A 23,656-nucleotide genomic window follows, 5' to 3' on the forward strand; every position below is an offset into this window, starting at 1 on the left:
CCAGTATGAAATTTAGTAAGCCGCGACACGAAGAACAAGAAATAGATATTACGCCTTTAATTGACGTGGTATTTATTTTGCTGATTTTTTTTATGGTGACAACCACGTTTCAAAAAGAAACCACATTGTCGATTAGTTTGCCTAAATCGTCTAAAGAAGCTAAACCCGTTATCACCCCTCCATTAGAAATAGTCATTAATGCCCGTGGTCAGTTTTATATCGGCGGCCAAGAGTTAGTCAATAATCGCTTAGACACCGTAAAACAAGCACTCGCGAAATATACTGCTAACAACAAAGAACAACCTCTAATTATTCGCGCTGATGGTTTAGTCGCGCATCAATATGTAGTAACAGCGATGGATGCTGCAGCACAATTAGGTTTACGCCGCTTATCAATCGCCACTATGCAAGCAAGTGATGCTCCATGAGCGTAATAACCGAACACAGCGCTAGCGGATTTAGTATCTATCGCCGTTTATTAACTTATCTCCGACCTTTTCGTGTGCAAGCATTATTAGTATTGTTAGGCATGACCTTGGCAGTAGCAGGCGAAGTTAGTACGGCTTGGTTAGTAAAAGATTTAGTTGATAAAGGCTTCATTGAAAAAGATGCTTCTTTTATTGCCATCATGCCGTGGCTTTTATTAGGTGTGGGTTTGGCTCGTGGTTTAGGCAACTTCATTTCTGATTATTTTATGAATTGGATTGGGCGTGCGGTTATTAAACATTTGCGTTATGAAATGTTTACGAAAGTATTGCGCATGCCTACTAAACTATACGATACCAGTACTTCCGGCGAGTTGATTGCTATATTTACTTATAATGTTGAGCAACTTGCGGAATCGTGTACCACCGTTATTACGACCTCAATTAAAGATACGGCCGTGGTGTTAGGTTTGATTGGCATGATGTTTTATCTGCATCCACCGTTAGCCAGTGTATTTTTGATTGCAGGGCCATTAGCTGCGTTGATTATTGTTTCAGTTAGTTCACGATTGCGCAAAGCGAGCAAACGAATTCAAAAATCGGTCGGCGGCGTGACGCATATTGTGGGTGAGGCCGTTGATGGCAATCAGGTCGTCAAAATTTTCGGCGGCCAAGATGGTGAGCAACGCGTATTTGAGTCGGTTAATCAAAGTAATTTCCGTGAAAACATGCGTTTGGTGTTTACGCGTCAACTATCAACTTTTCTTATTCAATTGTCTGGCGGTGCAGTATTAGCTGCGATTGTTTATGTTGCGGCATCAGGTACTGTCGGCGTGGTGACTGCGGGCATATTTTCAACTTTTTTAACGTCGATGGTGCGCATTTATCCGGCCTTGAAACACGTCTCAAGTATTAATGCGCAATTGCAAAAAGCAATTGCGGCCGCGCAATCTATTTTTGATTTGCTAGATGGCGAAGAAGAAGTTGATGAAGGTAAGCAGGTGTTGGTGCGCGCTAGTGGCCAAATTGAATTTCGGAATATTAATTTTTCCTATGGCACTGATAAAGTCGATGTTTTAAAAAATATTAGCTTAAAAGCTGACGCCGGTAAAACCATCGCATTGGTGGGCCGATCGGGCAGTGGTAAATCAACATTGGTTAAATTGATTCCTCGCTTATATGATTTTTCGCGCGGCGATATTTTGCTTGATGGCCGTAGCATTAAAGAGTATCGCCTAGCGGATTTACGCGATCAAATTTCTTTTGTGGGGCAAAACGTTACTTTGTTTCATGACACCGTCGCTAACAATATTGCTTACGGACGTTTGTCTGGTGCGCCGCGTGAAGACATTATTGCTGCAGCGAAAGCTGCGCATGCTATGGAATTTATTGAGCAATTGCCGGATGGCCTTGACACCATGGTCGGTGAAAATGGAATTTTGTTATCTGGTGGCCAGCGACAACGTTTAGCGATTGCGCGAGCATTATTAAAAGATGCGCCAATTTTGATTTTAGATGAAGCGACCTCTGCATTAGATTCTGAGTCGGAGCAATATATTCAAGCAGCGCTGGATAAATTAATTCAAAACCGAACCACTTTCGTCATTGCGCATCGCTTGTCTACCGTAGAAAACGCAGATTTGATTTTAGTGATGGATAAAAGTGAAATCGTTGAAATCGGTAATCACCACGAATTATTAAAAAAGAACGGCCAGTATGCTTCTTTGCATCGCATTCAATTTAAAACGGATTCTGTAGAAGATGAAAGATTGCAACGAATATCACCTGCGGTATCGCGTGCTGAGTTTGATGAGGATGCTGAAGACAGCGAAGAAATAATTTTGTATCAACAACATAATTTTTTATCCGAGCAAAAAGGTGCGAGTATCTGGGACCGTATGTGGTATGGCCATCATCCATTAGCGCAATTGTTAGCGCCTTTGGGTTATGTATTTGGGTTGTTGGCAACAACACGTCGTTTGATGTATCGCTGGGGTATGTTGAAGCGTAAAAAAATGCCCGTGCCGGTTATTGTAATTGGTAATATCACCGTAGGTGGTACAGGTAAAACACCATTAGTTATTTGGATGGCGCTGCATTTACAAAAATTAGGTTACCGTCCTGGTATTGTAAGTCGCGGATATAAAGGCAAAGCTAAGGAATGGCCATTATTAGTAACGGAAAATACCGATCCACGTTTATGTGGTGACGAGCCTTTATTAGTAGTAAAGCGCACACAATGTCCCGTGGTGATTGCGCCGTCGCGGCCTGCGGCTGCGCAGGCATTATTAGAATGGACGGATTGCGATATCATTATTTCAGATGATGGTTTGCAGCATTATGCATTAGAGCGTGATATTGAAATTGTTGTTGCCGATGGTGCACGGGGTTTTGGTAATGGTTTGTTATTGCCTGCAGGTCCTATGCGCGAAACTAAAACTCGTTTGCAAGCAGTGGATTATGTCATTGTGAATGGTGCGCGTTTGCCGGGTGCTTACTCCATGCGCGTTAAAGGCGATATGTTAATTAATTTAGCTGATATAAATCAGCAACGACCTTTACAAACATTACATGGTTTAACCGTGCATGCGGTAGCAGCGATTGGCAATCCAGAACGTTTTTTTGATTTATTGCGTAGGCAAGGTTTGGAAGTGATCGAACATCGTTTTATGGATCATCATAGTTTTAGTGCAACTAACTTGCGTTTTAATAATGATTTTCCCGTTGTCATGACGGAAAAAGATGCGGTTAAATGTGGCCACTTAGTATCAAAGTTTCCGCCGGAACGTTTGTGGTATTTACCTATAGAAGCGGTATTGGCGGAAGAATTTGTGGTGAAATTAGATAATCAATTAAAGGCATTAAATAATGGACCCCAAACTACTTGAATTATTGCGTTGCCCACAAAGTGGCGCGCCGTTAGTATATTGGTCAGAATCAGCATTATTAGTTTGTGCACTCAGCAAGCGTGCTTATCCGGTGATTGATGGTATTCCAGTATTATTAATTGCTGAATCACGCATGCTCAGCAGTGAAGAACTACAACGGCTTGTGGTACCAAGCGCGTGACATCTTTTTGTGTAGCCATTCCGGCACGTTATCAATCGACGCGTTTTCCTGGCAAGCCTTTAGTTGAGATTCATGGTAAGCCGATGGTGCAGCATGTTTATGAACGTGCGGTAGCGAGTGGTGCAACGCGTGTTGTTGTTGCAACGGATGATCAACGTATTGCGCAGGTTGTGCGGGCGTTTGGTGGTGAAGTGTGTATGACACGTGCACATCCTTCGGGTACTGATCGTCTTGCCGAAGTCGTACAACAATTAAATTTATCAGACGACACTATTTTAGTGAATGTGCAAGGCGATGAACCGATGATTCCGCCGCTGAATATTGCGCAAGTTGCGCACAATCTGGCGCAACATACCGACGCATCCATCGCGACCTTGGTGGTGCCAATTGAAGATGCAGAAGAACGAGATAATCCTAATATAGTGAAAGTGGTATTTAATCAGCAAGGTTATGCTTTGTACTTTAGCCGCGCAGCCATTCCCTATGTGCGGGATCAGCAGGATGTGGCACAGGCGAAATACTATCGACATATTGGTATTTATGCGTATCGCGCAGCTTATCTTGGACGTTATACTGCGCAGCCGCCAGCACCCATGGAGCAGGCGGAATGTTTAGAACAATTACGTGCTTTGTATTTAGGTGATCGTATTCACGTTGCCATTGCGCAACAAACACCGCCGCCGGGGATTGATACGCCGGAAGATTTAGTAAAATTACTGCAAGCTATAACTTCTTAATTAATTGCATAAAGACGTGAGGAAATAAACTATGTCGAATCGCACGCGAGATTTACCTGCCATGTCCGGTTTACCGGCGATCATTCGTGAATTACGTCATCACGAATTTTCCCGCCAAGGTTTGGCATTAGTTTTTTTGGGCTTGTTTGCTTATGTCGGAATGCCGTGGTCATTTACTTGGTTTGTAATCGGCGCGAGTTTAGCGGTGATTGGCCAATTAATTCGTTTGTGGGCTTCTGGGCATGTGAAGAAAAATAAAATTTTAGCAACTGATGGTCCTTATGCGTTTGTTCGCCATCCTTTATATGTAGGTAATATTGTGGTGTTAATTGGTTTGGCCATTGCCAGTGGCGTATGGTGGACCTTTCCATTATTAGTTTGGTTTTTTTGGTTTTATTACCCCACCGCTATTAGTTACGAAGATAATAAATTAGGTCGTTTGTTTGGTAGTCAGTGGGCCGAGTGGCGCGCTCGTACTCATGCTTTATTGCCGCGTTATATTCCCGAAAACCAAGGCGCGAGTAGTGCTTGGTCATTTAAACAAAGTCTGATTGGCAATGGCGAACCTATTATTGTTGCGTATTTATTAGGCTGCTTGTTGTGGCTTTATTTAAAAATCCCCGTTTAATTTTCTGCTGCATCCTATTGTTCGTTGATTAGGACGTAAAGGAAGCCTTCGTTTTGCAACAACCTCGTACTGTTAATGCGCCTGACACTGTAGCTTTGCTACAGTGGTTGGGCAGTGATCAAGCGGTGCCGATTGCGGATGGATATCAAGGCGCTGCTTATTTATTTCAACAAGCAGGGCAGCGTTGGATTATCAAAACCATTCCACCGAGTCGATTTTTCTCCTGGCTTTATCTTTATATGTTGCGCCGCGAATACGCGGTTTATCTGCAACTTATTGGTTTTGAAGGCGTGCCGATTTGTTTTGGTTTGCTAAATGGTCGCTATTTGATTTTAGAATACATTGAAGGTGAAAGTTTACGTTCGGCGGTATTTGCGAATGACGCCGCCCGCGAGCGATTTTTTGAGCGTTTATTGCAATTGTTACAAGCCTTGCATGCGCGCAACATAGTGCATAGTGATTTAAAAAAGAAAGATAATATTTTAGTCACGAATCATGAATATCCTTGTTTAATTGATTTTGGTGCTGCCATTATTAAGCGTAGCGATTGGCATGTTGTGAATGCCTATTTGTTTTATTTGGGCAGACGTTTCGATTTAAATGCGTGGGTTAAACATAAATATCGAAGAGTTTACGCCAACGTCAGCGACGTTGATCGGCAATATTTACAACGCACGTATATTGAACGTTTTACGCATCAATTGCGCGATCCAAAACCGTGGTTAATACCCATGTGTCGTTGGCTGTTAAGTGGTTTTGTTTTGGGTTTAATAGCGGTTTACTTATATCGGAACTAAGGTTTTTATATATTTTAATTCAGCATCACATGCGAATGAGGAGTGACTCATGCAGTGGAAAATTCTAGCGCAAGAAACGGCGTATCAAGGTTTTTTTAAATTAGAAAAATATCAATTTGAATATGCGCGTTTTCATGGCGGCACTTATGTAGTGACGCGAGAAGTTTTTGAGCGGGGTAATGCTGCCGCTGTTTTACCGTATGATCCGCAACGTGACGCAGTGGTATTAGTTGAGCAGTTTCGTCCCGGCGCCATACGCAGCGATCAGTCGCCTTGGTTAATTGAATTAATCGCCGGCATGATGAGCATGGAAGAAAATGCGGCAGAAGTAGTGCGTCGTGAAGCGTTAGAAGAAGCAAAATGTTATTTGTCTGCCATTGAGCCCATTGCAGAATATTTAGTAAGTCCCGGTGGCACTACTGAAAAAGTGAGTTTATTTTGTGCGTGCACCAATTCTGAAGGCTTGGGCGGTGTACATGGTTTGGCCGCGGAGCATGAAGATATTCGTGTGCATGTCATTCCGCGTTTGCAAGCGATGGAGTGGATGGCAAAAGGCCGACTGAATAATGCGATGTCATTGATCGCATTGTTATGGTTGGAGCAACATTACCAACGTTTGCAGACACAATGGCGCTAAGAGCGATTACTAGGGAGCGATTACTAGGGAGCGATTACTAGGGAGCGATTACTAGGGAGCGATTACTAGGGCAGCGATTGCTAGGGATGCTTCCCGCTTTAACTGATTAGCTTTATGCTTTACTTAGCTTTCGCCGGGCTAGTCGCTCCGGTACAATATGCCACCTTTTAGCTCGCCGTCCGGCGGGTTTGCCGAATCAAATGACGGAGGAGTTTTATGAAATCACCTGTGCGAGTTGCTATTACCGGTGCTGCGGGACAAATCAGCTATTCACTTATTTTTCGTATTGCATCAGGCAGTATGTTAGGTGCAGACCAACCCGTTATTTTGCAATTATTAGAAATCACACCTGCAATGGAATCATTAAAGGGTGTAGTGATGGAATTAAATGATTGCGCGTTTCCTTTGTTAGCCGGTGTTGTATTGACCGATGACCCAAATGTTGCATTCAAAGATGTTGATTACGCTTTATTAGTGGGCGCACGTCCACGTGGTCCTGGTATGGAACGCAAAGATTTGCTGGAAGCTAACGCACAAATTTTTTCGGTACAAGGCAAAGCATTAAATGATCATGCGAGTCGTAATGTAAAAGTGTTAGTCGTCGGTAATCCCGCTAACACCAATGCTTTGATTGCGATGCGTAATGCACCTAAATTAAATCCTCGTAGTTTCACTGCAATGATGCGCCTTGACCATAATCGCGCACTTTCGCAGTTAGCAGAAAAAACCGGCGCGCATGTGAATGATATTCAGCACATGGTTGTTTGGGGTAATCATTCGGCTACTCAATATCCCGATATCAGCAAGGCGACTGTTAAAGGCAAAGCCGCTAGCAGCTTGGTTGATAATAAATGGTATGTAGAAGAATTTATTCCGACTGTACAACAACGTGGCGCTGCTATTATTAAAGCACGTGGTGCATCTAGCGCTGCATCGGCTGCTTCCGCTGCGGTTGATCATATGCGTACGTGGGCTTTGGGTACGCCAGGTGACGATTGGGTTAGTATGGGCGTGATTAGCGATGGTAATAAATACGGCATTGATGCTGGTATTATTTATTCGTTTCCAATGCGCTGCAAGAATGGCGAATGGGAAATTGTTGATGGTGTAGAAATAAACGAATTCAGTCGTGCGCGTATGCAAGCAACTGAAAAAGAGTTACAAGAAGAGCGCGATGCCATTAAGCATTTATTTCCATAATCTTGTTGATTCTTGAAGAATAAAAAACGCCGCTTAATAGCGGCGTTTTTTTATGGCATGGTGTCGAATAAAATTTATTCGCGAGAATAATCTTTGTACGTGATTTCTAGTTCGTCATGATATAAAGCATAACGATCTTTGCCATCTGTTTTAGCCGCGTACATTGCTAAATCTGCTTTATGTAATATGGATATTACGTTATCGCCGGCATGCGCTAAGGCGACGCCAATGCTGGTTCTAATCCGAATAGACTGACCTTCGATCATTAGCGGTGTTTGATTCATTTGTAAAATACGTTTAGCTACTTCAACTTCTACTCGCCAAGTGGGTGCATTGCTACGAATGTCGATATCTTCGAGTAACACCGCAAACTCATCGCCACCTAAACGCGCGGCCGTATCAATGCTACGAATTGAATCTTTTAAAACGCGTGCTAAAGAAATTAATAATTGATCGCCGCCGTGATGGCCTAGCGTATCGTTGACATTTTTAAAATCATCTACATCAATAAACATCACCGCTGTGCCCATGCCGGAACGTGCGGAACGCGCTAATGCTGCATGTACACGTTCAGTAAATAAAGCGCGATTAGGCAAATCAGTGAGTGAGTCATGAGACGCTTGATGGCGTAAACGTTCTTCAAGCACTTTGCGCTCGGTAACATCGCGTGTGTTTAACACGATGCCGTGTACGCTGGGTTCGTTTAGTAAGTTGGTGGCGATAGTTTCAGTGTATAACCAGCCGCCATCTTCACAACGCCAACGCCATTCTGCGGTTTTAGGTGTGTCCGGTTGTTCTTGAACTTCGCGCAGGAGTAATTGAAAAATAGAATGCTGTGGACGATCAATAACATCGAATAAAGGGCGATGTACTAATTCAGTGGGCGTGTAACCAAAAATGCGTTCGGTGGCGGCGCTTTGATAAATCACAACACCTTCTCGATCAACGACGGTAATTAAATCATTTGAGTTGCGTACTAAAGAAGCAAAGCGTTCGCCGGAACGAATCGCATCTAAGGCTAAACCAGCAGCAAAAGCGACGGTTGCCAGCGATTGTCCTACTTCTTCTAAACGTTTGCGTGAACCAGTGACTAACAAGCCGCCTTGCAATTCATTTTTAATTTGAATAGGTAAAAACAAACATTCTTTGCCGATGCTATTTTTTTCGTCGATAAAAGTGTTAGCAAAGCTGCGCCATTCTGGAATGTAAGTAGGTTCGCGAAAAGTTTCGTTAAGCAATAAGTGTTGGCCTAAGGCTTGTTCATTTAATGCGGCGGAAATTGCCATGACGCGCAAATGATCGGGGCCATGTTTACTTAAACCCATAATGACAGTCGTGTAACGACTATCGAGAAACATGCGCGATACTGGTTTAATCAGCGCGCTATAAATAGAACTTTCATCACGCGCTGACATTAAAGCCGCGCCGAGTAATTGCACTTGACGTTCGCGCGCTACACTGCGTTCATGGCGTTGCATGCTGGTAGCTAAAATGCGCGCTAAAATAGTGATGAAACAAATACCCGCAATAATGCCGACGCTTTCGTCAGCAGGTTGAGGAATTTGCCCATGAGGTATTACCAGAATGGCGAGGTAACCCAACAGATAAAACACCATGCGCAGTAAGGCATTCTCGTGATAACCAAATAAGTGGCGGAAAAATAAAGCAGCGTTAATGATGGCCATCGAACGTGCTGGATTCACAAAGCCAAAGCAGACGACGATAACCAGAGCCGCTTCAAACGGTTCAGCCCAAAGTGGAAAGTGTCCGCGTTTAGAACCTACGGCCCACCATAAAATTAACAGCGCCATTGCGCTTAGACTGTAGGGCACCCAAGAGGTAGCTGTACCCTCCACAAACATCATTGGCGGAATATTAAAAACCAGATTGACGGTCGCGAAAAAGAAAAACAGTTGTTGAGTGCGAGTGAATAAGCTGGCATCGGCTTGAAGCACATGACGTTCGACGCGATCCGCTAAGCCGGATTCTTTTGGGTGCTTGTTATTTTTTGAGCTCAGCATCATGTGTTTGCGTCGTAACCCGTGAGCACTGGTTAGGCATGGTGAGTACGCGCGTTTCCCCTATCTGCAACTTTAGTGCACGGATCAGAGGATTAGCATAAATGACAGACAGGCTGCTCCATCAATAGGATGATTGGGCAATAGAATGATGAGTCGTGATGCGGCGGATTTATGGCGTGATAGGGGTGAGTCCATAATGCGGTGCGCTAACGCTCAAGTCCGCACCGCTTAAATCGTGTAACCGTAGTTGTTGTTCGGCGCGTTCAATATTAAGTACGGCTAGCCCCGCGATGTGTTGATCATCAAGGTATTGCGCATCAACTACTTCGCCGGCTTCGTGACTGCGTTCATTACCCACCGCGACAATCGCGCTGCCTGGCAGCGGCAGAGCAGCATTGTTAGTAAGCGTGGCTTCAAAATAGTACATGCGGCGCTTTAAGCTACCCAAATATTGCATGCGCGCGACAATTTCTTGTCCAGGATAACAACCCTTTTTGAAATTTACGCCGTTAATGAGCTGCAGATTAGCCATTTGCGGTACAAAGTGTTCTACGGTTTCCGCATAAATCATCGGCACTCCGGCTTCGATGAGACGCAAGCGCCAGACTTCGGCCGCCGCGAGTTGCGCACCGTGTTGCAACAAATCATGACAAGCTGTCGCGATACTAGCCTGCGCGCCAATCAGCAGGAAATGCCGACCTTGTGTGGGTGCGGTAGGGATTTGAAGTAATAAACCGGCAGCGGTAGTCGTGAGTTGCGAGGGTTCTGGTAAAGCACCCACAGGTGCTAGCGTGGCTAGAATAGAGGACGACGAAGCGTCTAGTGTCGGTTCGCTAATCGCCAATACCGATTGGTCTGTAAGCAATTCAATTTTGACCGCTGCGCGCATGACAAACATACGCAGGCGTTTGAGGAATAATTCGCTAACGCTAGTGGGTAGCAGCAAGAGGTAATCATCTGCTTGTTTGAGCACCCAAAAAATTGCGTACATTCTGCCTTTGGCTGAGCAGTAGCTATTTAATTGGAAAGCCTGGCTTGTAAGCTGGCGAATATCATTGCTGGTTTGGCTTTGTAAAAAATCACTGGCATCGTTACCGCTGACACGCAGTAAGGTCCAATCTATTAGTGGTATTACAGTGAGAGGCGTGGGCGCGCTGACCGGATACATAAAATAAGCCTATTAACGAATGGTGTATAAACGAGTGATGGATATACCGAATTAGCGTGTGCTTCGTCAAGCGGCTGACCAAAAGAAGTCATTGGGAGGATTTGTCAATTATTGCAGTTCCAACATGCTGCTACGAAATGTCGAACAAATCGTCGCCATGTGTTGATGTTGATTGAAAAAATATCACGCTGGCGTAGAATGTCGCGGCTTCGCTTCAGTGCTGTCGCTGATTGGGTGCTTAGTATAAATACCAGTGACGACATACCTTGGCCTATGCCAACGGTGATGGGAGAGTTCTACGATGCAAGTTGATTTACCCGTGATAAACAGCAATGACCATCGTGTACCCGAACAGCCTGGAGAGGCTGTTGAGGTAGCAGTAGCGATTAAATCATCGACTACTTCGCTTACTAGTTCAATTGTGGATAGTCCTATTTTAGAAATTGGTGGTCCTAAAGGATTAGAACCCACGCGCTTTGGTGATTGGGAGCGTAATGGTCGTTGCATTGATTTTTAGTTTTTAATTTTTAATTTTTAATATTAATAGGGCGCCTGCAGCGCTGAAGACTGCATAAAATATTATTAGTACGTTTATTTTGATTCATTTATTTAAGGGGTATTTTGTGGCAAGTACAGGTCGTCCTTTATCTCCACATCTACAAGTTTATCGATTGCCCATGTTGGCTTTGTTGTCAGCTGCGCATCGAATCAGCGGTGCATTCTTGTCAATGGTAGCGATTGCGCTGCCATTTTTTTTGCTTAGCGTTTTAGCGGGCCCTGAATCTTACCAACCGATTGCTGATTGTTTGCAACATGTGTGTGGGCAAATTGGTTTAGCGCTTATCGCATTTGTATTGAACTTCCATTTGTTAAATGGCATTCGTCATTTATTTTGGGATGCCGGTAAAAATCTTGCAGTGAAATCAGCCGAACGTTCGGCTTATGTTTTATTCGTAGTGCTAATTCTATTAACGGCTGCGCAGTGGTGTATCGCGCATGCTTGTCTTAGTGCGTAATTTGTTTTTCTCTTTGTTGCTAGAGTGGAGTTTGTAATGAGTTATCGCAGTCCCTTAGGGCAAGCGCGTGGTTTGGGTTCAGCCAAACACGGTTTGCATCATTGGTGGGTGCAGCGCGTGACCGCGTTGGCCTTGATCCCTTTATGTCTTTGGTTAGTTTTTTCTATTGCCGCATTGGGTCATGCCGACCATGCAATCGTGTTGGCGTGGATAGCACAACCGTTTAATACCGTGTTGCTTATCGCCTTTATTCTGGCTTTGTATTATCACAGCTCTTTAGGTGTGCAAGTGATCATCGAAGATTACGTGCACAGCAAATGGTTAAAAGTCAGCGGTATTTTACTGGTGAATTTCGCCAATATTTTGTTAGCCATTATTGCGATTGTGGCTGTTCTTAAAATTGCATTTGGGGCAGGTTCATGACACAGACTTATCAACCGATTGAACATACATACGACGTTATTGTGGTGGGTGCCGGCGGCGCAGGTTTGCGTGCGACGATGGGCATGGCCGAAGCAGGTTTATCTGTGGCGTGTATTTCTAAAGTATTTCCAACGCGTAGTCATACCGTTGCAGCGCAAGGCGGCATTAGTGCAGCGTTAGGTAATATGGGTGAAGACAATTGGCGCTGGCATATGTATGACACCGTTAAAGGTTCGGATTGGTTAGGCGATCAAGATGCGATTGAATACATGTGTCGTGAAGCGATACCGGCCATTATTGAATTAGAACATTACGGCGTGCCGTTTTCGCGCACGGAAGATGGCAAAATTTATCAACGTCCTTTTGGTGGTATGACCACTAACTTTGGTGAAGGCACTGCGCAACGCACGTGTGCTGCTGCTGATCGTACGGGTCATGCAATGTTGCATACTTTGTATACGCAATCGTTACGTTTCAAAGCTGAATTTTTCATTGAATATTTTGCGCTTGATTTGTTAATGGACGAAGAGGGTGTTTGCAAAGGTGTTGTTTGTTGGAATTTATCTGACGGCACCATTCATATATTCCGCGCACATGCAGTCGTTTTAGCTACGGGTGGTTATGGTCGTTCGTATTTCTCTTGTACTTCTGCGCATACCTGCACCGGTGATGGCGGCGGTATGGTGTTACGCGCGGGTTTGCCGATGCAAGATATGGAGTTTGTACAATTCCATCCTACCGGTATTTATGGTTCAGGTTGTTTAATTACCGAAGGTGCGCGTGGTGAAGGTGGTTATCTCACTAACAGCGCAGGCGAACGTTTCATGGAACGTTATGCACCGAGTCGTAAAGATTTAGCGTCACGTGACGTGGTCAGTCGTTCGATGACGATTGAAATTCGTGATGGCAAAGGTGTTGGCCCTGATAAAGATCATATTTATTTACACTTAGAACATTTAGGTGCGGATGTATTGCATGAACGCCTGCCCGGCATTTCAGAAAGCGCTAAAGTATTCGCAGGGGTTGATGTTACTAAAGAACCGATTCCGGTATTACCAACTGTGCATTACAACATGGGCGGTATTCCCACCAACTATCATGGCGAAGTTGTTAGATTAAAAGATGGCAATCCCGATGCGGTAGTACCCGGTTTGTTTGCAGTAGGTGAAGCGGCTTGTGTATCAGTACACGGCGCGAATCGTTTAGGTTCAAACTCATTGTTAGATCTTGTGGTGTTTGGTCGTGCGGTAGCGCATCGTTGCGCGGCAATCGTACCTAAAGGCGCAGCGCATACAGCATTAAATCCAGCTGTGGTCGATACGATTTTGACTCGTTTCGATAAAGTTCGTAATGCGCAAGGCAATACGAGCGTTGCTGATTTACGTTTGAAGATGCAAAAAATTATGCAAAATCACGCGGCTGTATTCCGTACTGGCGAAACGCTAAGTGAAGGCAAACAGTTATTGGCGGAAGTGTATAAACAATACGCAGACGTTAAGGTCAGTGATCGTTCTTTAATTTGGAATAGTGATTTGGTCGAAGCGTGGGAATTAGATAATTTATTGCGTCAAGCAGTGGTTACGATGGCATCGGCGGAAAATCGCAAAGAAAGTCGTGGTGCGCATGCGCGTGAAGATTATCCCGATCGCGATGATAAAGAATGGATGAAACACACCCTAGCGCATTTGCAAGAAGACGGCACTGTTAAGTTTGAATACCGTCCTGTGCATATGTACACCTTAACCAGCGAGATCGATGTGATCGCGCCGCAAAAACGCGTTTACTAAAGGGGATTAAGCAATGGCTGAGTTCTTTTTACCGGCTAATTCGGTAGTTCGTAAAAAAGAAGGTAAACACTTTAAAGCGCCTGCAGATGCTAAGCGCGTTAAACGTTTTGAAGTGTATCGTTACAATCCTGATACACCCGCGAATCCTAGTGTTGATATTTATGATATCGACTTAGATCGTTGTGGACCTATGGTGTTGGATGCCTTAATTAAAATCAAAAATGAAATTGATGCGACCTTAACTTTTCGTCGTTCATGTCGCGAAGGTATTTGTGGTTCTTGTGCTATGAATATCGACGGCACCAATACTTTGGCGTGCACCAAACCTATTGATGATGTTAGTGGTACGGTGAAAGTCTATCCATTGCCGCACATGCCCGTTGTAAAAGATTTAGTGCCAGATTTAACTCATTTCTATGCGCAATATGCTTCGATCGAACCTTGGTTAAAAACCGATTCTCCTGCGCCGCCGCGAGACAGAGAGCGTCTGCAATCGCAAGCGGATCGTTCTAAGTTGGATGGTTTGTACGAATGCATTTTATGCGCGTGTTGCTCAACTTCGTGCCCCAGTTATTGGTGGAATGGTGATCGTTATTTAGGTCCGGCAGTATTGTTACAAGCTTATCGTTGGATTATTGATAGTCGTGATGAGTCGGCGGGCGATCGTTTAGACCAATTGGAAGATCCATTTAAGTTGTATCGCTGCCACACCATTATGAATTGCGCTAAAGTTTGTCCTAAAGGATTGAACCCTGCTAAAGCGATTGCAGAAATTAAATTGCTCTTAGCAGAACGCGCGCTTGCGTAATGATTTTCTAGCATGAGTGATACATTCAATTTGTCACGCCTACGTTGGCGCTGCCGACGGGGCATGAAAGAATTGGATGTGTTACTCACTCGTTATTTAGATCGAGCATGGGAAAGTGCTCCAACACTTGAGCGTGAAACATTTTTAAAATTATTAGAAATGGATGATCCCGATTTATATGCTTTAATGGTAAATCGTACCCAATCAGCAGATAAGGATATCGCCGCACTTGTCCAACGTATTCAAGCACTCCCTCCGTATTAATTATTCTGCACCCCGATATCTAGCGGGGATACGTTATTTTTTGTTTTTAGTGATCGCTATATTATGGCTTAACTTGCCATTGCTTTGGATGTGGCGTTTTTTATTGTTGCTTGGTTTATTAATAGTATTCATTTTTAGCGAATATCGTTTTTATCGTGTACGCCGTGACCAGGATAGTTTGTTGTGGCGAGATAGTGTTTGGTATGTGTATTCAGCTCGCACCGACACTGAGCAATCCGCAGTATTAACTGCGTGGTATATTTTGCCGGGATTGGTTGGCTTGCGCTTGCACATGGCGCAAGGCAAACGTTGGTATATATTGAATCGCGCAGCCTTAGGAGATGTTAATTATAGAAGGCTGCGCACTGCATTGCGTTTAGGTTTGATGTAGTTATTTGGTGGTATGGGTAAATACACCATCCCAATTTTGACCGGGCGGATGGTTGCGGAAATACATGATTCTATCTAAATAGAGTTTGTATAAATAACGATTAGAGTCTTCTTGCGAGAGAGAGAAAATTTCTCGTTCAGCCCCATCCCAATTTTGTTGTCTGTACAAAATTAATGCTTTGTTGAAGCGACGCACACGAGTACGTAAATCTTTATCCATTTCAATAGAAAAACCTAGCGGCTGGTAAATGGTGACGGGGCGATCTTTGCCTTTAACGCGCACGCGATCTAATTCGAAATATTCAAATTCGGGCAAGGCTTTTTGTACTGCCTCACCCACGATAATATCGACTTGATATTGTTTAGTTAAGCCTTCAATTCGCGAGGCTAAATTTACCGCATCACCAATCACGGTATAAGCCATGCGGAATTCCGAACCCATGTTACCCACGTTCATAGTGCCAGTGTTAATACCTATGCCGATACGAATAGGTGGCCAGCCGCGATTTTTAAATTCAGCTTGTAACTCATCTAATAGTTTTTGCATTTCTAGCGAGGCTAGCAACGCATTTTTTACATGATGAGGATCTGCTAAAGGCGCACCCCAAAATGCCATGATGGCATCGCCCATGTATTTATCGATAGTGCCGCGATGTTTGTGAATGGTGCGAGTCATGGGTGTCAAAAATGCGTTCATTAATTCAGATAGTTTTTTGGGATCGAGATTTTCTGAAATAGAAGTAAAGCCTCGGATATCAGAAAATAAAACGGTCATTTCTCGGCTTTGACTCTCCATGGAAATGTCATCGGGATTCGCTGCCATTTCATCTACAAGTTCGGGCGGGACATACTGACCAAAAATTTTGGTTAATTCACGTTTGTCGCGAGATTCTACAAAAAACCCATACGTCATATGAAATATAAATAACAAAATAGTCATGCATAATGATGCTGCAATCGGCAGTACCATTTGACCATAATGCCAAGTGAGAGCGGTAACGCTAGCTAGTAATGTAATAATGCTGAGCGTTAATAATGAAGTGAACAAAGCGTTTAATGCCGGCGTTAAAAATATTAACACTAGGCCAATGATGAGCAGTGTTAATACTTCATAAGCTTTTAAATAAGCGGGGTGATGTAATATCCTATTATCTAAAATCCCTGCAACGATATTGGCGTGAACTTCTACTCCGGGATAAATGTTTTGCACTGGTGTAGAGCGCAAATCCAATAACCCGGGAGCAGTAGTGCCAATTAGCACTATTTTATTTTTTAATAAATCAATGGGCGCGGTTTTATTAAGTACGGCAGCGGCTGATACGTAAGGAAAACTACCTTTGCCGCCACGAAAAGGCACGAGTACTGAAATGTTTTCATCTACTGGAATGGTATGTTTGCCTAACTCTAGATATTCAATTGCAAAATAACCTTGGTCTTCGGTGTCTTTAGACGGTATGCGAATAATTAAACGAGGATTGTCCAACGCAAGTCGCGCAACTTCAAATGCCAATGAACCATATAATTGATTTTGGTGCTTTTGCAAAACGGGCACACGTCTAAAAACACCATCGCTATCAACTCGCGGATTGTCAAAAAATCCACCGGTGAGTGCGTTATCTTGTAAGAGAGCAAGATTGCCGGTATATCCGGCAGGGCTGCTTAAAAATAATCGCTCACCCCATTTTTTATCAATCTCACTAATGGGCGCAGGTAATTTTCCTTGGCGTCGTTCGGCTTCGCTATTAAACACATAACCTAAAACAACTTTGCGATTATTTAAGCTGCGTGCAAAAATTTCGTCAAAATGTAGTTGTGGTTTGAGTTGCGCTAATGTTTCTTGATATTGCGCATCATTTAAAAGCGTTTCTTTGCCGAGTTTCTCTAAAATATTTAAACCTGAGCTCGTGTCGGGTTCGGCAAACACAATATCAAAGCCGGTGACATTGACTTTGTAATGATCGAAAAGGTTATCAACTAAACTCGCCATGATGTTACGCGACCATGGCCATTGGCCGATGCTTTCTAAGCTATCTTCATCGATGTCTATAATCACAATGCGCTTATCAATACCACCGGGTAGCGTTTGGCGTAGCTGCATATCGTAAGCGGCAAGTTCTAATCTGTTGATGGCATCTAGACGAAACCATTCGAGACTATGAAATAAAAAGAGCAAAACAATTAATGCGCTAAAAATGTGACGAACGAGTTTGGTTTTTTGCACGGCGCTATTCCGTTGAACCGATTGTTATTATTGCCCTGGCGGGCCCGTTATATGAGCGCGAAATGAACGTTGAGCTGTTCAAGCGAGGCGCTGCACATACCTTATATATAGGCGCAGTCAAAATAGCAGAAATTCATCAGACTGACCATCCGGCAGACGATATAATGCAGTCTTTTAGAGCCTTATGGTTAATGGGTATTAAACCGATGTTGCAAGGTAAAAATAAACTGGAGTCGATTCGTTTAGGGGTAAACATTGATCATGTCGCTACTATTCGCCAGGCGCGATTTACCCAATACCCCGATCCGGTTGCGGCTGCGTTAATCGCTGAGCAGGCGGGTGCAGATTATATAACCTTGCATTTGCGGGAAGATCGTCGCCATATCCAGCCGCATGATGTTGAGCGTTTAATGGTGCAAACGCAGACGGCTGTTAATTTAGAAATGGCAATTACTGAAGACATGTTGGCTTATGCAGAGCGCATTCAGCCCCGAGATGTTTGTTTGGTTCCGGAGAAACGCCAAGAGTTAACTACGGAGGGCGGCTTAGACGTGGCAGGGCAATTAGTATTGGTAAAGAACGCTTGCACACGTTTAGCTGCTGCCGGTATTCGAGTTTCGTTATTTATTGATGCGGACGTTCGACAATTAGAGGCGGTGTTAAAAACAGGTGCGCCGATGATCGAACTCCATACCGGACATTATGCAGCCTTACCTAAAAATAGTGAGCGTGATCAGTTGCTAACACACATTTCTATAATCGCAGAACAAGCCAGTGCGCAAGGTTTGCAAGTAAATGCCGGTCATGGTTTACATTATGAAAATGTAAGTGAAATAGCGGCGTTATCGATGATTGCAGATTTAAATATTGGCCATGCGATTGTCGGTCAATCTATGCTGGTAGGTATGAGTGAAGCGGTACGCAGCATGAAACAACTAATGTTAGCGGCGCGTCATTAACGTCATTACGCACGCCGTTCTGCATCAACAATTAATATTTTGTTGATATTACTAAGCACCTCATTGGCGCGAATATGTATTTCTGCTTTATTTTTACGTTGTGCAGCTGTTTGTAATCTTAATACCTTTTTTTGTAAATCAGGCAACTCTGCGTACGCAAGTCCTCCCAGTAATTTATGTGCAATTTGAAATATATTAGAAAAATTATTTTCTTCGAGGGCTATCAATAAGAGATCGCGATGTTCTGGTAATTCAGCGATCAACATTTGCGTAATGTCAGCATCGCTATCATTTTTTTCGGCAACCGCGCTAATTTCAACAGGTAACCACCGATGTAAGTTATCTTGCAGGGCTTGCCGAGTAATAGGCTTTAGCAAAAATTCATTCATCCCATAATCTAACCCTCGTTGTATCGATTGCGGCATGCCATCCGCCGACAAACCAATGATAGGTGTTTGTTGGTTAATATTGCCGGGATGACGAATCATTCGCGTCGTTTCAAAGCCATCCATAATGGGCATATGGAGATCAAGAAAAATTAAATCATAAATATGTTCAGTGGCTAATTTAATGGCTTCGCGACCATTGCGCGCTAATGTGGCGTGGTAGCCAAAATCCTGCAAGTAGACCGACATTAATTTTAAATTTATGTCGTTGTCGTCAACAATTAATAAGCGCTGCCCGTAAGCCTGATGAGAAGTTAGTTCATATAATTCACAACTAAGATTCATTTCGGGGTTTAAAGGTTGGTCTAGTAAGGTAAGCAAAGCCAGGCGATTAGTGGTTTTTGTGACTACTCGATCAAAGCCTAGGTTTAATAATTGACTATGTAATTTTGGATCATTGCTGCTGACAAAAGCAATTTTAGGTATAGCAATATTGTTGAATGCGTTAGTTGAAAAAAGATCCAGTAAATTGTGGATATTGCAACGTGCATCAATACTATAAATTACAATTTCGTGTTCTTTTATATGTTTAGGAATAACGCTAACGTCGCGCATGGGTACGACTAGCGCGCCTAGTTCGCGAAATAAGCGCATAAAAGGTTTTCGTGTCACGGCGTTAGTGTCGAGGTAAAAAATTGTTGTTGTATGGTTAACGGTTAATAATTTTTTTTGATCTTCGCTGTCTTCATTGGTTAATTGGCAGGGAATATAAAAAGAAAAAGTTGAGCCGAAGCCTTTACGGCTTTCAATGCCGATTTCCCCACCTAAAAACTCTACAAGCTGTTTGGTAATAGTTAAACCGAGTCCGGCCCCGCCATAACGACGTACGCTTTCGCGGTCGAACTGTTCATACTCGCGAAAAGCTCTGCTAATTTCGATGTCATCTAAACCTATGCCAGTATCTAAAATATCGAAATTCAGTATAATTTTTTCATTGGTTTTTTCTTGAAATCCAACTTTTATATGGATGTGTCCCTCTTGGGTGAATTTTATAGCGTTGGTAATCAGATTGATTAATATTTGCTCAATACGCGCGGGATCTGAAATTACATACGCAGGAATTTCAGTGTCGTATTCGATAATCAGATCTATACCTTTTTTAAAAGCAGCATCGCTATAAATACTGTAAAGATTGTCGAGTAAGCTTCGCATCTCTATACGTGCGAGTTCTAATGATAATTTTCCCGATTCTATGCGCGATACGTCTAATAACTCATCAATAAGATGCAATAAACCGCGAGAAGCAAGTTGTATCGTATTTATATATTCGCGTTGCTGCGGAGTAAGCGGAGTTTTTGTCAGTACATCAATAAATCCGGTGATGCCGTTAATGGGTGTGCGAATTTCATGGCTAATATTGGCTAGGAAATCAGATTTTGCATGATTGGCTTGTTCTGCATGCGTGCGAGCATGAATCAGTTGTTGGTTTTGTTGTTCGATTTCGGCGTAAGAGTAACGTAAATCATGTGTGGCTTTATCAAGTTTATCGCGGTAATCTTTTTCGGCATTCGCTAAACGATGAGCCATGTTGTTAATGCCTTGCGCAAGCTGCGCTAATTCATCATGTTGATTAATTTTAACGCGCGTTTGAAATTGCCCGTCGGCAATTTGTTGGATAGCGTTATATAGTTTTTCTAAATTGTTTAACCATCGATGACTAAAGCGCAGTGCTAAATACAATGCAAATAAATAAATTAAAACAGCGATTAAACCACCTTTGATTATGCCTGCTGTACCATCACGCGAAGCTTCTTCGCTTGATATTGTTATCTGCACGTAGCCAAGAATCTTTTTATTGTTGCCATGAATAGCCATAATAGGTGCGGTCAGTGTTAAATATTCTTGCATGCCTAATAAATTAAGAGGCCGAAACCAAGCAACAAAAGCACCATTGTCATGTTGTGCAATGGATTGTTGGGAAGAAGTTAAAATTTGGTGCTCAGTATTACGAATTGCGATATTGACGATGGCAGGATGACTGAGTGCTGCTTGTGTGAGCGCTTGTAAATAATCGAGGTCGTTATTGGTTAAAGCAGGACGTGCGGCAATGGCTAATTGTTGCGTTTGGGCTTGGCCTTGTGCGTGAATTACACGGCTCATATTCATTAAGCCGCCGAGTACAAAATACACACCCAAAATAACCGTTATTAAGGTGAACGGCAGCAAGGTTAACCATAAGATGTGTTTATGTAATTGTGTTGGTGAACGCCCTAACATCCTTGTCCTTTTGCTACTCTTGATGGTGATTATGTCGTGCTAATAAGCCGGTAGATCGCGGTCTTGAATTTAAATGAAATCTGTTAGAATGCGCGACTTTTGTGCATTTTATAGCATGTATTGCAGGGCGCAAAGACGGTTATTGACGCTTAAGATTTAAATGGGGTCGGCATGATATTTCCTAGCATTGAAGCCTTCGTGGGTAATACACCGTTGGTGCGTGTACAGCGTCTCGCAGGCATTGGTAATAATATCTTATTACTCAAATTGGAAGGCAATAATCCAGCAGGTTCGGTGAAAGACAGGCCGGCTTTGTCAATGATTCGCCGTGCTGAAGAGCGGGGTGATATCAAAGTTGGCGATGTATTAATAGAAGCTACTAGCGGTAACACTGGCATTGCACTGGCGATGGCTGCTGCGATTAAAGGTTATCGATTAATATTGATCATGCCGGAAAATGCGAGCGCTGAGCGTCGTGCCATGATGAAGGCCTTTGGTGCGGAAGTTATATTAGTTAATTCAGAAACAGGTATGGAAGGCGCGCGTGATTTGGCCATGCAAATGGCTGCGGCGGGTGAGGGCATAGTATTAGATCAATTTGCCAATATGGATAATCCGTTGGCGCATTATGAAGGCACGGGTCCGGAAATTTGGCGTGATACGCAAGGGACAATAAGCCATTTTGTAAGCTCTATGGGTACCACCGGCACTATTATGGGTACCTCGCGTTATCTCAAAGAACAAAATTCGGCGATTCAAGTGATTGGCGTTCAGCCAACGGAAGGTTCCGCGATTCCAGGCATTCGACGTTGGTCACCTGAATATATCCCCAAAATTTTTGAACAATCGCGCGTAGATCAAATTATAGATATTAGTCAAAGTGTTGCGGAAGATATGACTCGGCAATTAGCAGCGCGTGAAGGAATTTTCTGTGGCATTTCTTCTGGGGGTGCGGTTGCAGCGAGCTTAGCATTACTCAAAACTTTAAATAACGCGATAGTGGTGACGATCATTTGCGATCGCGGCGATCGTTATATTTCTACTAATGTATTTCCTGATTAAATGGGTAAGCGAGCACCACGCAAAAGTGTTTCTACTGCAGCTATTGAATTGCAGATTGATGATCTAAGTCACGATGGTCGTGGCGTTGCGCATCGAAATGGTAAAGCGGTGTTTGTGGACGGCGCTTTGCCGGGTGAAAAGGTAAGCGCGCAATACGTTGAAATGAAACGTCACTTTGATACTGCACGTACGCTAGAAGTCTTAATGCCGGCTGTTGATCGTGTGCCCGCTATTTGTGCACATTTTAGTATTTGTGGTGGTTGTGTTTTGCAACATCTCGCGCCCGTTGCGCAAATTCAGTTGAAGCAATTGCGTTTAGCAGAAAATTTTCGACGAATTGCTAAAGTAGAACCCGAGGTTTGGGTAGAACCTATTCAACGTGATATCTGGCACTATCGTAGCAAAGCCCGTTTGAGTGTGCGCTATGATGCGAAAAAATCTCGACTGTTAGTGGGTTTTCGCGAAAAGCATGATACTAAAATTGCCGATATACAATATTGCGATGTCCTTGATCAACGTGTAGCAATTCAATTACCTAGACTTAAACAATTGATTGATAAGCTCAGTGTACGTGAACAATTACCTCAAATAGAAGTAGCCTGCACGGCAGATATTGTGTGTTTGGTATTGCGTGTATTAAAACCTTTAAGCGCGGCGGATACGGCATTATTAGTAGAATTTGCTCAAACTCAATCCATTAATATACAAATTCAGCTCGCTAATATTGACAGTGTTTATAGCTTGTGGCCTGAACAAGTCGAGTTATTTTATCGTATTGATGACGGTGCAATACGTATCGATTTTCGTGCGGAAGATTTCACTCAAGTAAATACGTCCGTTAATGCTGCAATGATGACACAAGCATTGGTGTGGTTAGATTTACAGCCGCATCATCATGCTTTAGATTTATTTTGCGGGCTAGGGAATTTTACTTTACCCATTGCACGGCGCGTAGCGGCAGTGGCAGGGATTGAAGCAGATATAAATATGACGCAGCGCGCTGCGCAAAATGCGCAGCGCAACCAACTCAACAATGTTAATTTTCATGCGGAAAATTTATTCGCGAAAAATATTCAAGCAGATTGGTTGCAGCAAAATTATGATCGTGTTTTGTTAGATCCACCGCGTGCGGGTGCCATCGACATTATTCCGCAGTTATGTGCGCGGAAACAGCGGCCAGAAAAAATTGTTTATGTTTCTTGTGATCCAGCCACCTTGGCGCGAGATGCTGGTGTGTTAGTGCATGATCATGGTTATCGTTTAGTGCAAGCGGGTGTGATGGATATGTTTCCGCATACTGCTCACGTGGAATCGATGGCATTGTTTGTACTTAAGTAAGCATAAATGACAAAGAGCCTTGCGGCTCTTTGTTGGGTCTTTA

Annotated in this window: 22 protein-coding genes; 18 read left to right on the plus strand and 4 right to left on the minus strand. The window is 43.4% G+C overall.

The window, feature by feature from the left end; all coding sequences use genetic code 11:
• The first annotated feature begins 5 nt into the window (after positions 1 to 5).
• From H0W44_08025 to H0W44_08060, 8 genes are all read left to right on the plus strand, one after another.
• Positions 6 to 428 (plus strand): biopolymer transporter ExbD, encoded by a 423-nt coding sequence (locus H0W44_08025; protein MBA3582378.1) that lies wholly within the window; start codon positions 6 to 8, stop codon positions 426 to 428.
• Positions 425 to 3,313, plus strand: coding sequence for a lipid A export permease/ATP-binding protein MsbA (gene msbA, locus H0W44_08030; GenBank protein MBA3582379.1), 2,889 nt, complete (start codon positions 425 to 427; stop codon positions 3,311 to 3,313). The genes H0W44_08025 and msbA overlap by 4 nt, the downstream gene beginning before the upstream one ends.
• Complete coding sequence (locus tag H0W44_08035; protein MBA3582380.1) at positions 3,294 to 3,494, plus strand: Trm112 family protein; 201 nt, start codon at positions 3,294 to 3,296, stop codon at positions 3,492 to 3,494. Before msbA ends, H0W44_08035 begins: the two co-directional genes overlap by 20 nt.
• A complete protein-coding gene (kdsB, locus tag H0W44_08040) occupies positions 3,491 to 4,231 on the plus strand; it encodes a 3-deoxy-manno-octulosonate cytidylyltransferase (GenBank protein ID MBA3582381.1) in 741 nt (246 codons plus the stop codon). Before H0W44_08035 ends, kdsB begins: the two co-directional genes overlap by 4 nt.
• 31 nt (positions 4,232 to 4,262) lie before the next feature.
• Positions 4,263 to 4,859 (plus strand): isoprenylcysteine carboxylmethyltransferase family protein, encoded by a 597-nt coding sequence (locus tag H0W44_08045; GenBank protein MBA3582382.1) that lies wholly within the window; start codon positions 4,263 to 4,265, stop codon positions 4,857 to 4,859.
• Between the two features lie 53 nt (positions 4,860 to 4,912).
• Complete coding sequence (locus H0W44_08050; protein ID MBA3582383.1) at positions 4,913 to 5,656, plus strand: hypothetical protein; 744 nt, start codon at positions 4,913 to 4,915, stop codon at positions 5,654 to 5,656.
• Positions 5,657 to 5,705: 49 nt separating this feature from the next.
• Positions 5,706 to 6,293, plus strand: a complete 588-nt coding sequence (locus H0W44_08055; GenBank protein MBA3582384.1) for an NUDIX domain-containing protein — start codon at positions 5,706 to 5,708, stop codon at positions 6,291 to 6,293.
• Positions 6,294 to 6,509: 216 nt separating this feature from the next.
• On the plus strand, positions 6,510 to 7,493 hold the full coding sequence (locus tag H0W44_08060; protein MBA3582385.1) for a malate dehydrogenase: 984 nt from the start codon (positions 6,510 to 6,512) through the stop codon (positions 7,491 to 7,493).
• A 74-nt stretch (positions 7,494 to 7,567) separates the two neighbouring features.
• Here H0W44_08060 and H0W44_08065 read toward each other — a convergent pair whose 3' ends face one another.
• Both H0W44_08065 and H0W44_08070 read right to left on the minus strand, forming a co-directional pair.
• Positions 7,568 to 9,517: a GGDEF domain-containing protein gene (locus H0W44_08065; protein ID MBA3582386.1), complete on the minus strand. Its 1,950-nt coding sequence runs from the start codon at positions 9,515 to 9,517 to the stop codon at positions 7,568 to 7,570.
• A gap of 166 nt (positions 9,518 to 9,683) precedes the next feature.
• Positions 9,684 to 10,682: a folate-binding protein YgfZ gene (locus H0W44_08070; GenBank protein MBA3582387.1), complete on the minus strand. Its 999-nt coding sequence runs from the start codon at positions 10,680 to 10,682 to the stop codon at positions 9,684 to 9,686.
• A gap of 301 nt (positions 10,683 to 10,983) precedes the next feature.
• Here H0W44_08070 and H0W44_08075 point away from each other — a divergent pair, with 301 nt between their 5' ends.
• From H0W44_08075 to H0W44_08105, 7 genes are all read left to right on the plus strand, one after another.
• Positions 10,984 to 11,199 carry a DUF1674 domain-containing protein gene (locus H0W44_08075; GenBank protein MBA3582388.1) on the plus strand — a complete coding sequence of 72 codons (216 nt, stop codon included), beginning with the start codon at positions 10,984 to 10,986 and terminating at the stop codon, positions 11,197 to 11,199.
• Between the two features lie 160 nt (positions 11,200 to 11,359).
• The gene (gene sdhC / locus H0W44_08080; GenBank protein ID MBA3582389.1) at positions 11,360 to 11,698 is read left to right on the plus strand and encodes a succinate dehydrogenase, cytochrome b556 subunit; all 339 of its coding nucleotides are present in this window, start codon (positions 11,360 to 11,362) and stop codon (positions 11,696 to 11,698) included.
• Between the two features lie 36 nt (positions 11,699 to 11,734).
• Entirely contained in the window at positions 11,735 to 12,121 is a 387-nt protein-coding gene (sdhD, locus tag H0W44_08085; GenBank protein ID MBA3582390.1) for a succinate dehydrogenase, hydrophobic membrane anchor protein, read from the plus strand.
• Positions 12,118 to 13,908: a succinate dehydrogenase flavoprotein subunit gene (locus H0W44_08090; protein ID MBA3582391.1), complete on the plus strand. Its 1,791-nt coding sequence runs from the start codon at positions 12,118 to 12,120 to the stop codon at positions 13,906 to 13,908. The genes sdhD and H0W44_08090 overlap by 4 nt, the downstream gene beginning before the upstream one ends.
• A gap of 13 nt (positions 13,909 to 13,921) precedes the next feature.
• Positions 13,922 to 14,716: a succinate dehydrogenase iron-sulfur subunit gene (locus H0W44_08095; GenBank protein MBA3582392.1), complete on the plus strand. Its 795-nt coding sequence runs from the start codon at positions 13,922 to 13,924 to the stop codon at positions 14,714 to 14,716.
• A gap of 12 nt (positions 14,717 to 14,728) precedes the next feature.
• On the plus strand, positions 14,729 to 14,980 hold the full coding sequence (locus tag H0W44_08100; protein MBA3582393.1) for a succinate dehydrogenase assembly factor 2: 252 nt from the start codon (positions 14,729 to 14,731) through the stop codon (positions 14,978 to 14,980).
• Between the two features lie 88 nt (positions 14,981 to 15,068).
• Positions 15,069 to 15,371, plus strand: a complete 303-nt coding sequence (locus H0W44_08105) for a hypothetical protein (GenBank protein ID MBA3582394.1) — start codon at positions 15,069 to 15,071, stop codon at positions 15,369 to 15,371.
• On the opposite strand, the gene H0W44_08110 is transcribed toward H0W44_08105, so the two are convergent.
• Positions 15,372 to 17,591 carry an adenylate/guanylate cyclase domain-containing protein gene (locus H0W44_08110; protein ID MBA3582395.1) on the minus strand — a complete coding sequence of 740 codons (2,220 nt, stop codon included), beginning with the start codon at positions 17,589 to 17,591 and terminating at the stop codon, positions 15,372 to 15,374.
• Positions 17,592 to 17,797: 206 nt separating this feature from the next.
• Between H0W44_08110 and pdxJ the strand changes: the two genes are divergently transcribed.
• Entirely contained in the window at positions 17,798 to 18,550 is a 753-nt protein-coding gene (pdxJ, locus tag H0W44_08115) for a pyridoxine 5'-phosphate synthase (protein ID MBA3582396.1), read from the plus strand.
• A gap of 5 nt (positions 18,551 to 18,555) precedes the next feature.
• On the opposite strand, the gene H0W44_08120 is transcribed toward pdxJ, so the two are convergent.
• Complete coding sequence (locus H0W44_08120) at positions 18,556 to 21,213, minus strand: response regulator (protein MBA3582397.1); 2,658 nt, start codon at positions 21,211 to 21,213, stop codon at positions 18,556 to 18,558.
• 171 nt (positions 21,214 to 21,384) lie between these two features.
• Here H0W44_08120 and cysM point away from each other — a divergent pair, with 171 nt between their 5' ends.
• Both cysM and rlmD read left to right on the plus strand, forming a co-directional pair.
• Complete coding sequence (cysM, locus tag H0W44_08125) at positions 21,385 to 22,275, plus strand: cysteine synthase CysM (GenBank protein MBA3582398.1); 891 nt, start codon at positions 21,385 to 21,387, stop codon at positions 22,273 to 22,275.
• Complete coding sequence (rlmD, locus tag H0W44_08130; GenBank protein ID MBA3582399.1) at positions 22,276 to 23,613, plus strand: 23S rRNA (uracil(1939)-C(5))-methyltransferase RlmD; 1,338 nt, start codon at positions 22,276 to 22,278, stop codon at positions 23,611 to 23,613. It begins immediately after the preceding gene.
• The last annotated feature ends 43 nt before the right edge of the window (positions 23,614 to 23,656 follow it).

This window comes from Gammaproteobacteria bacterium, assembly GCA_013817245.1.
Classification (GTDB): Bacteria; Pseudomonadota; Gammaproteobacteria; order HTCC5015; family HTCC5015; genus JACDDA01.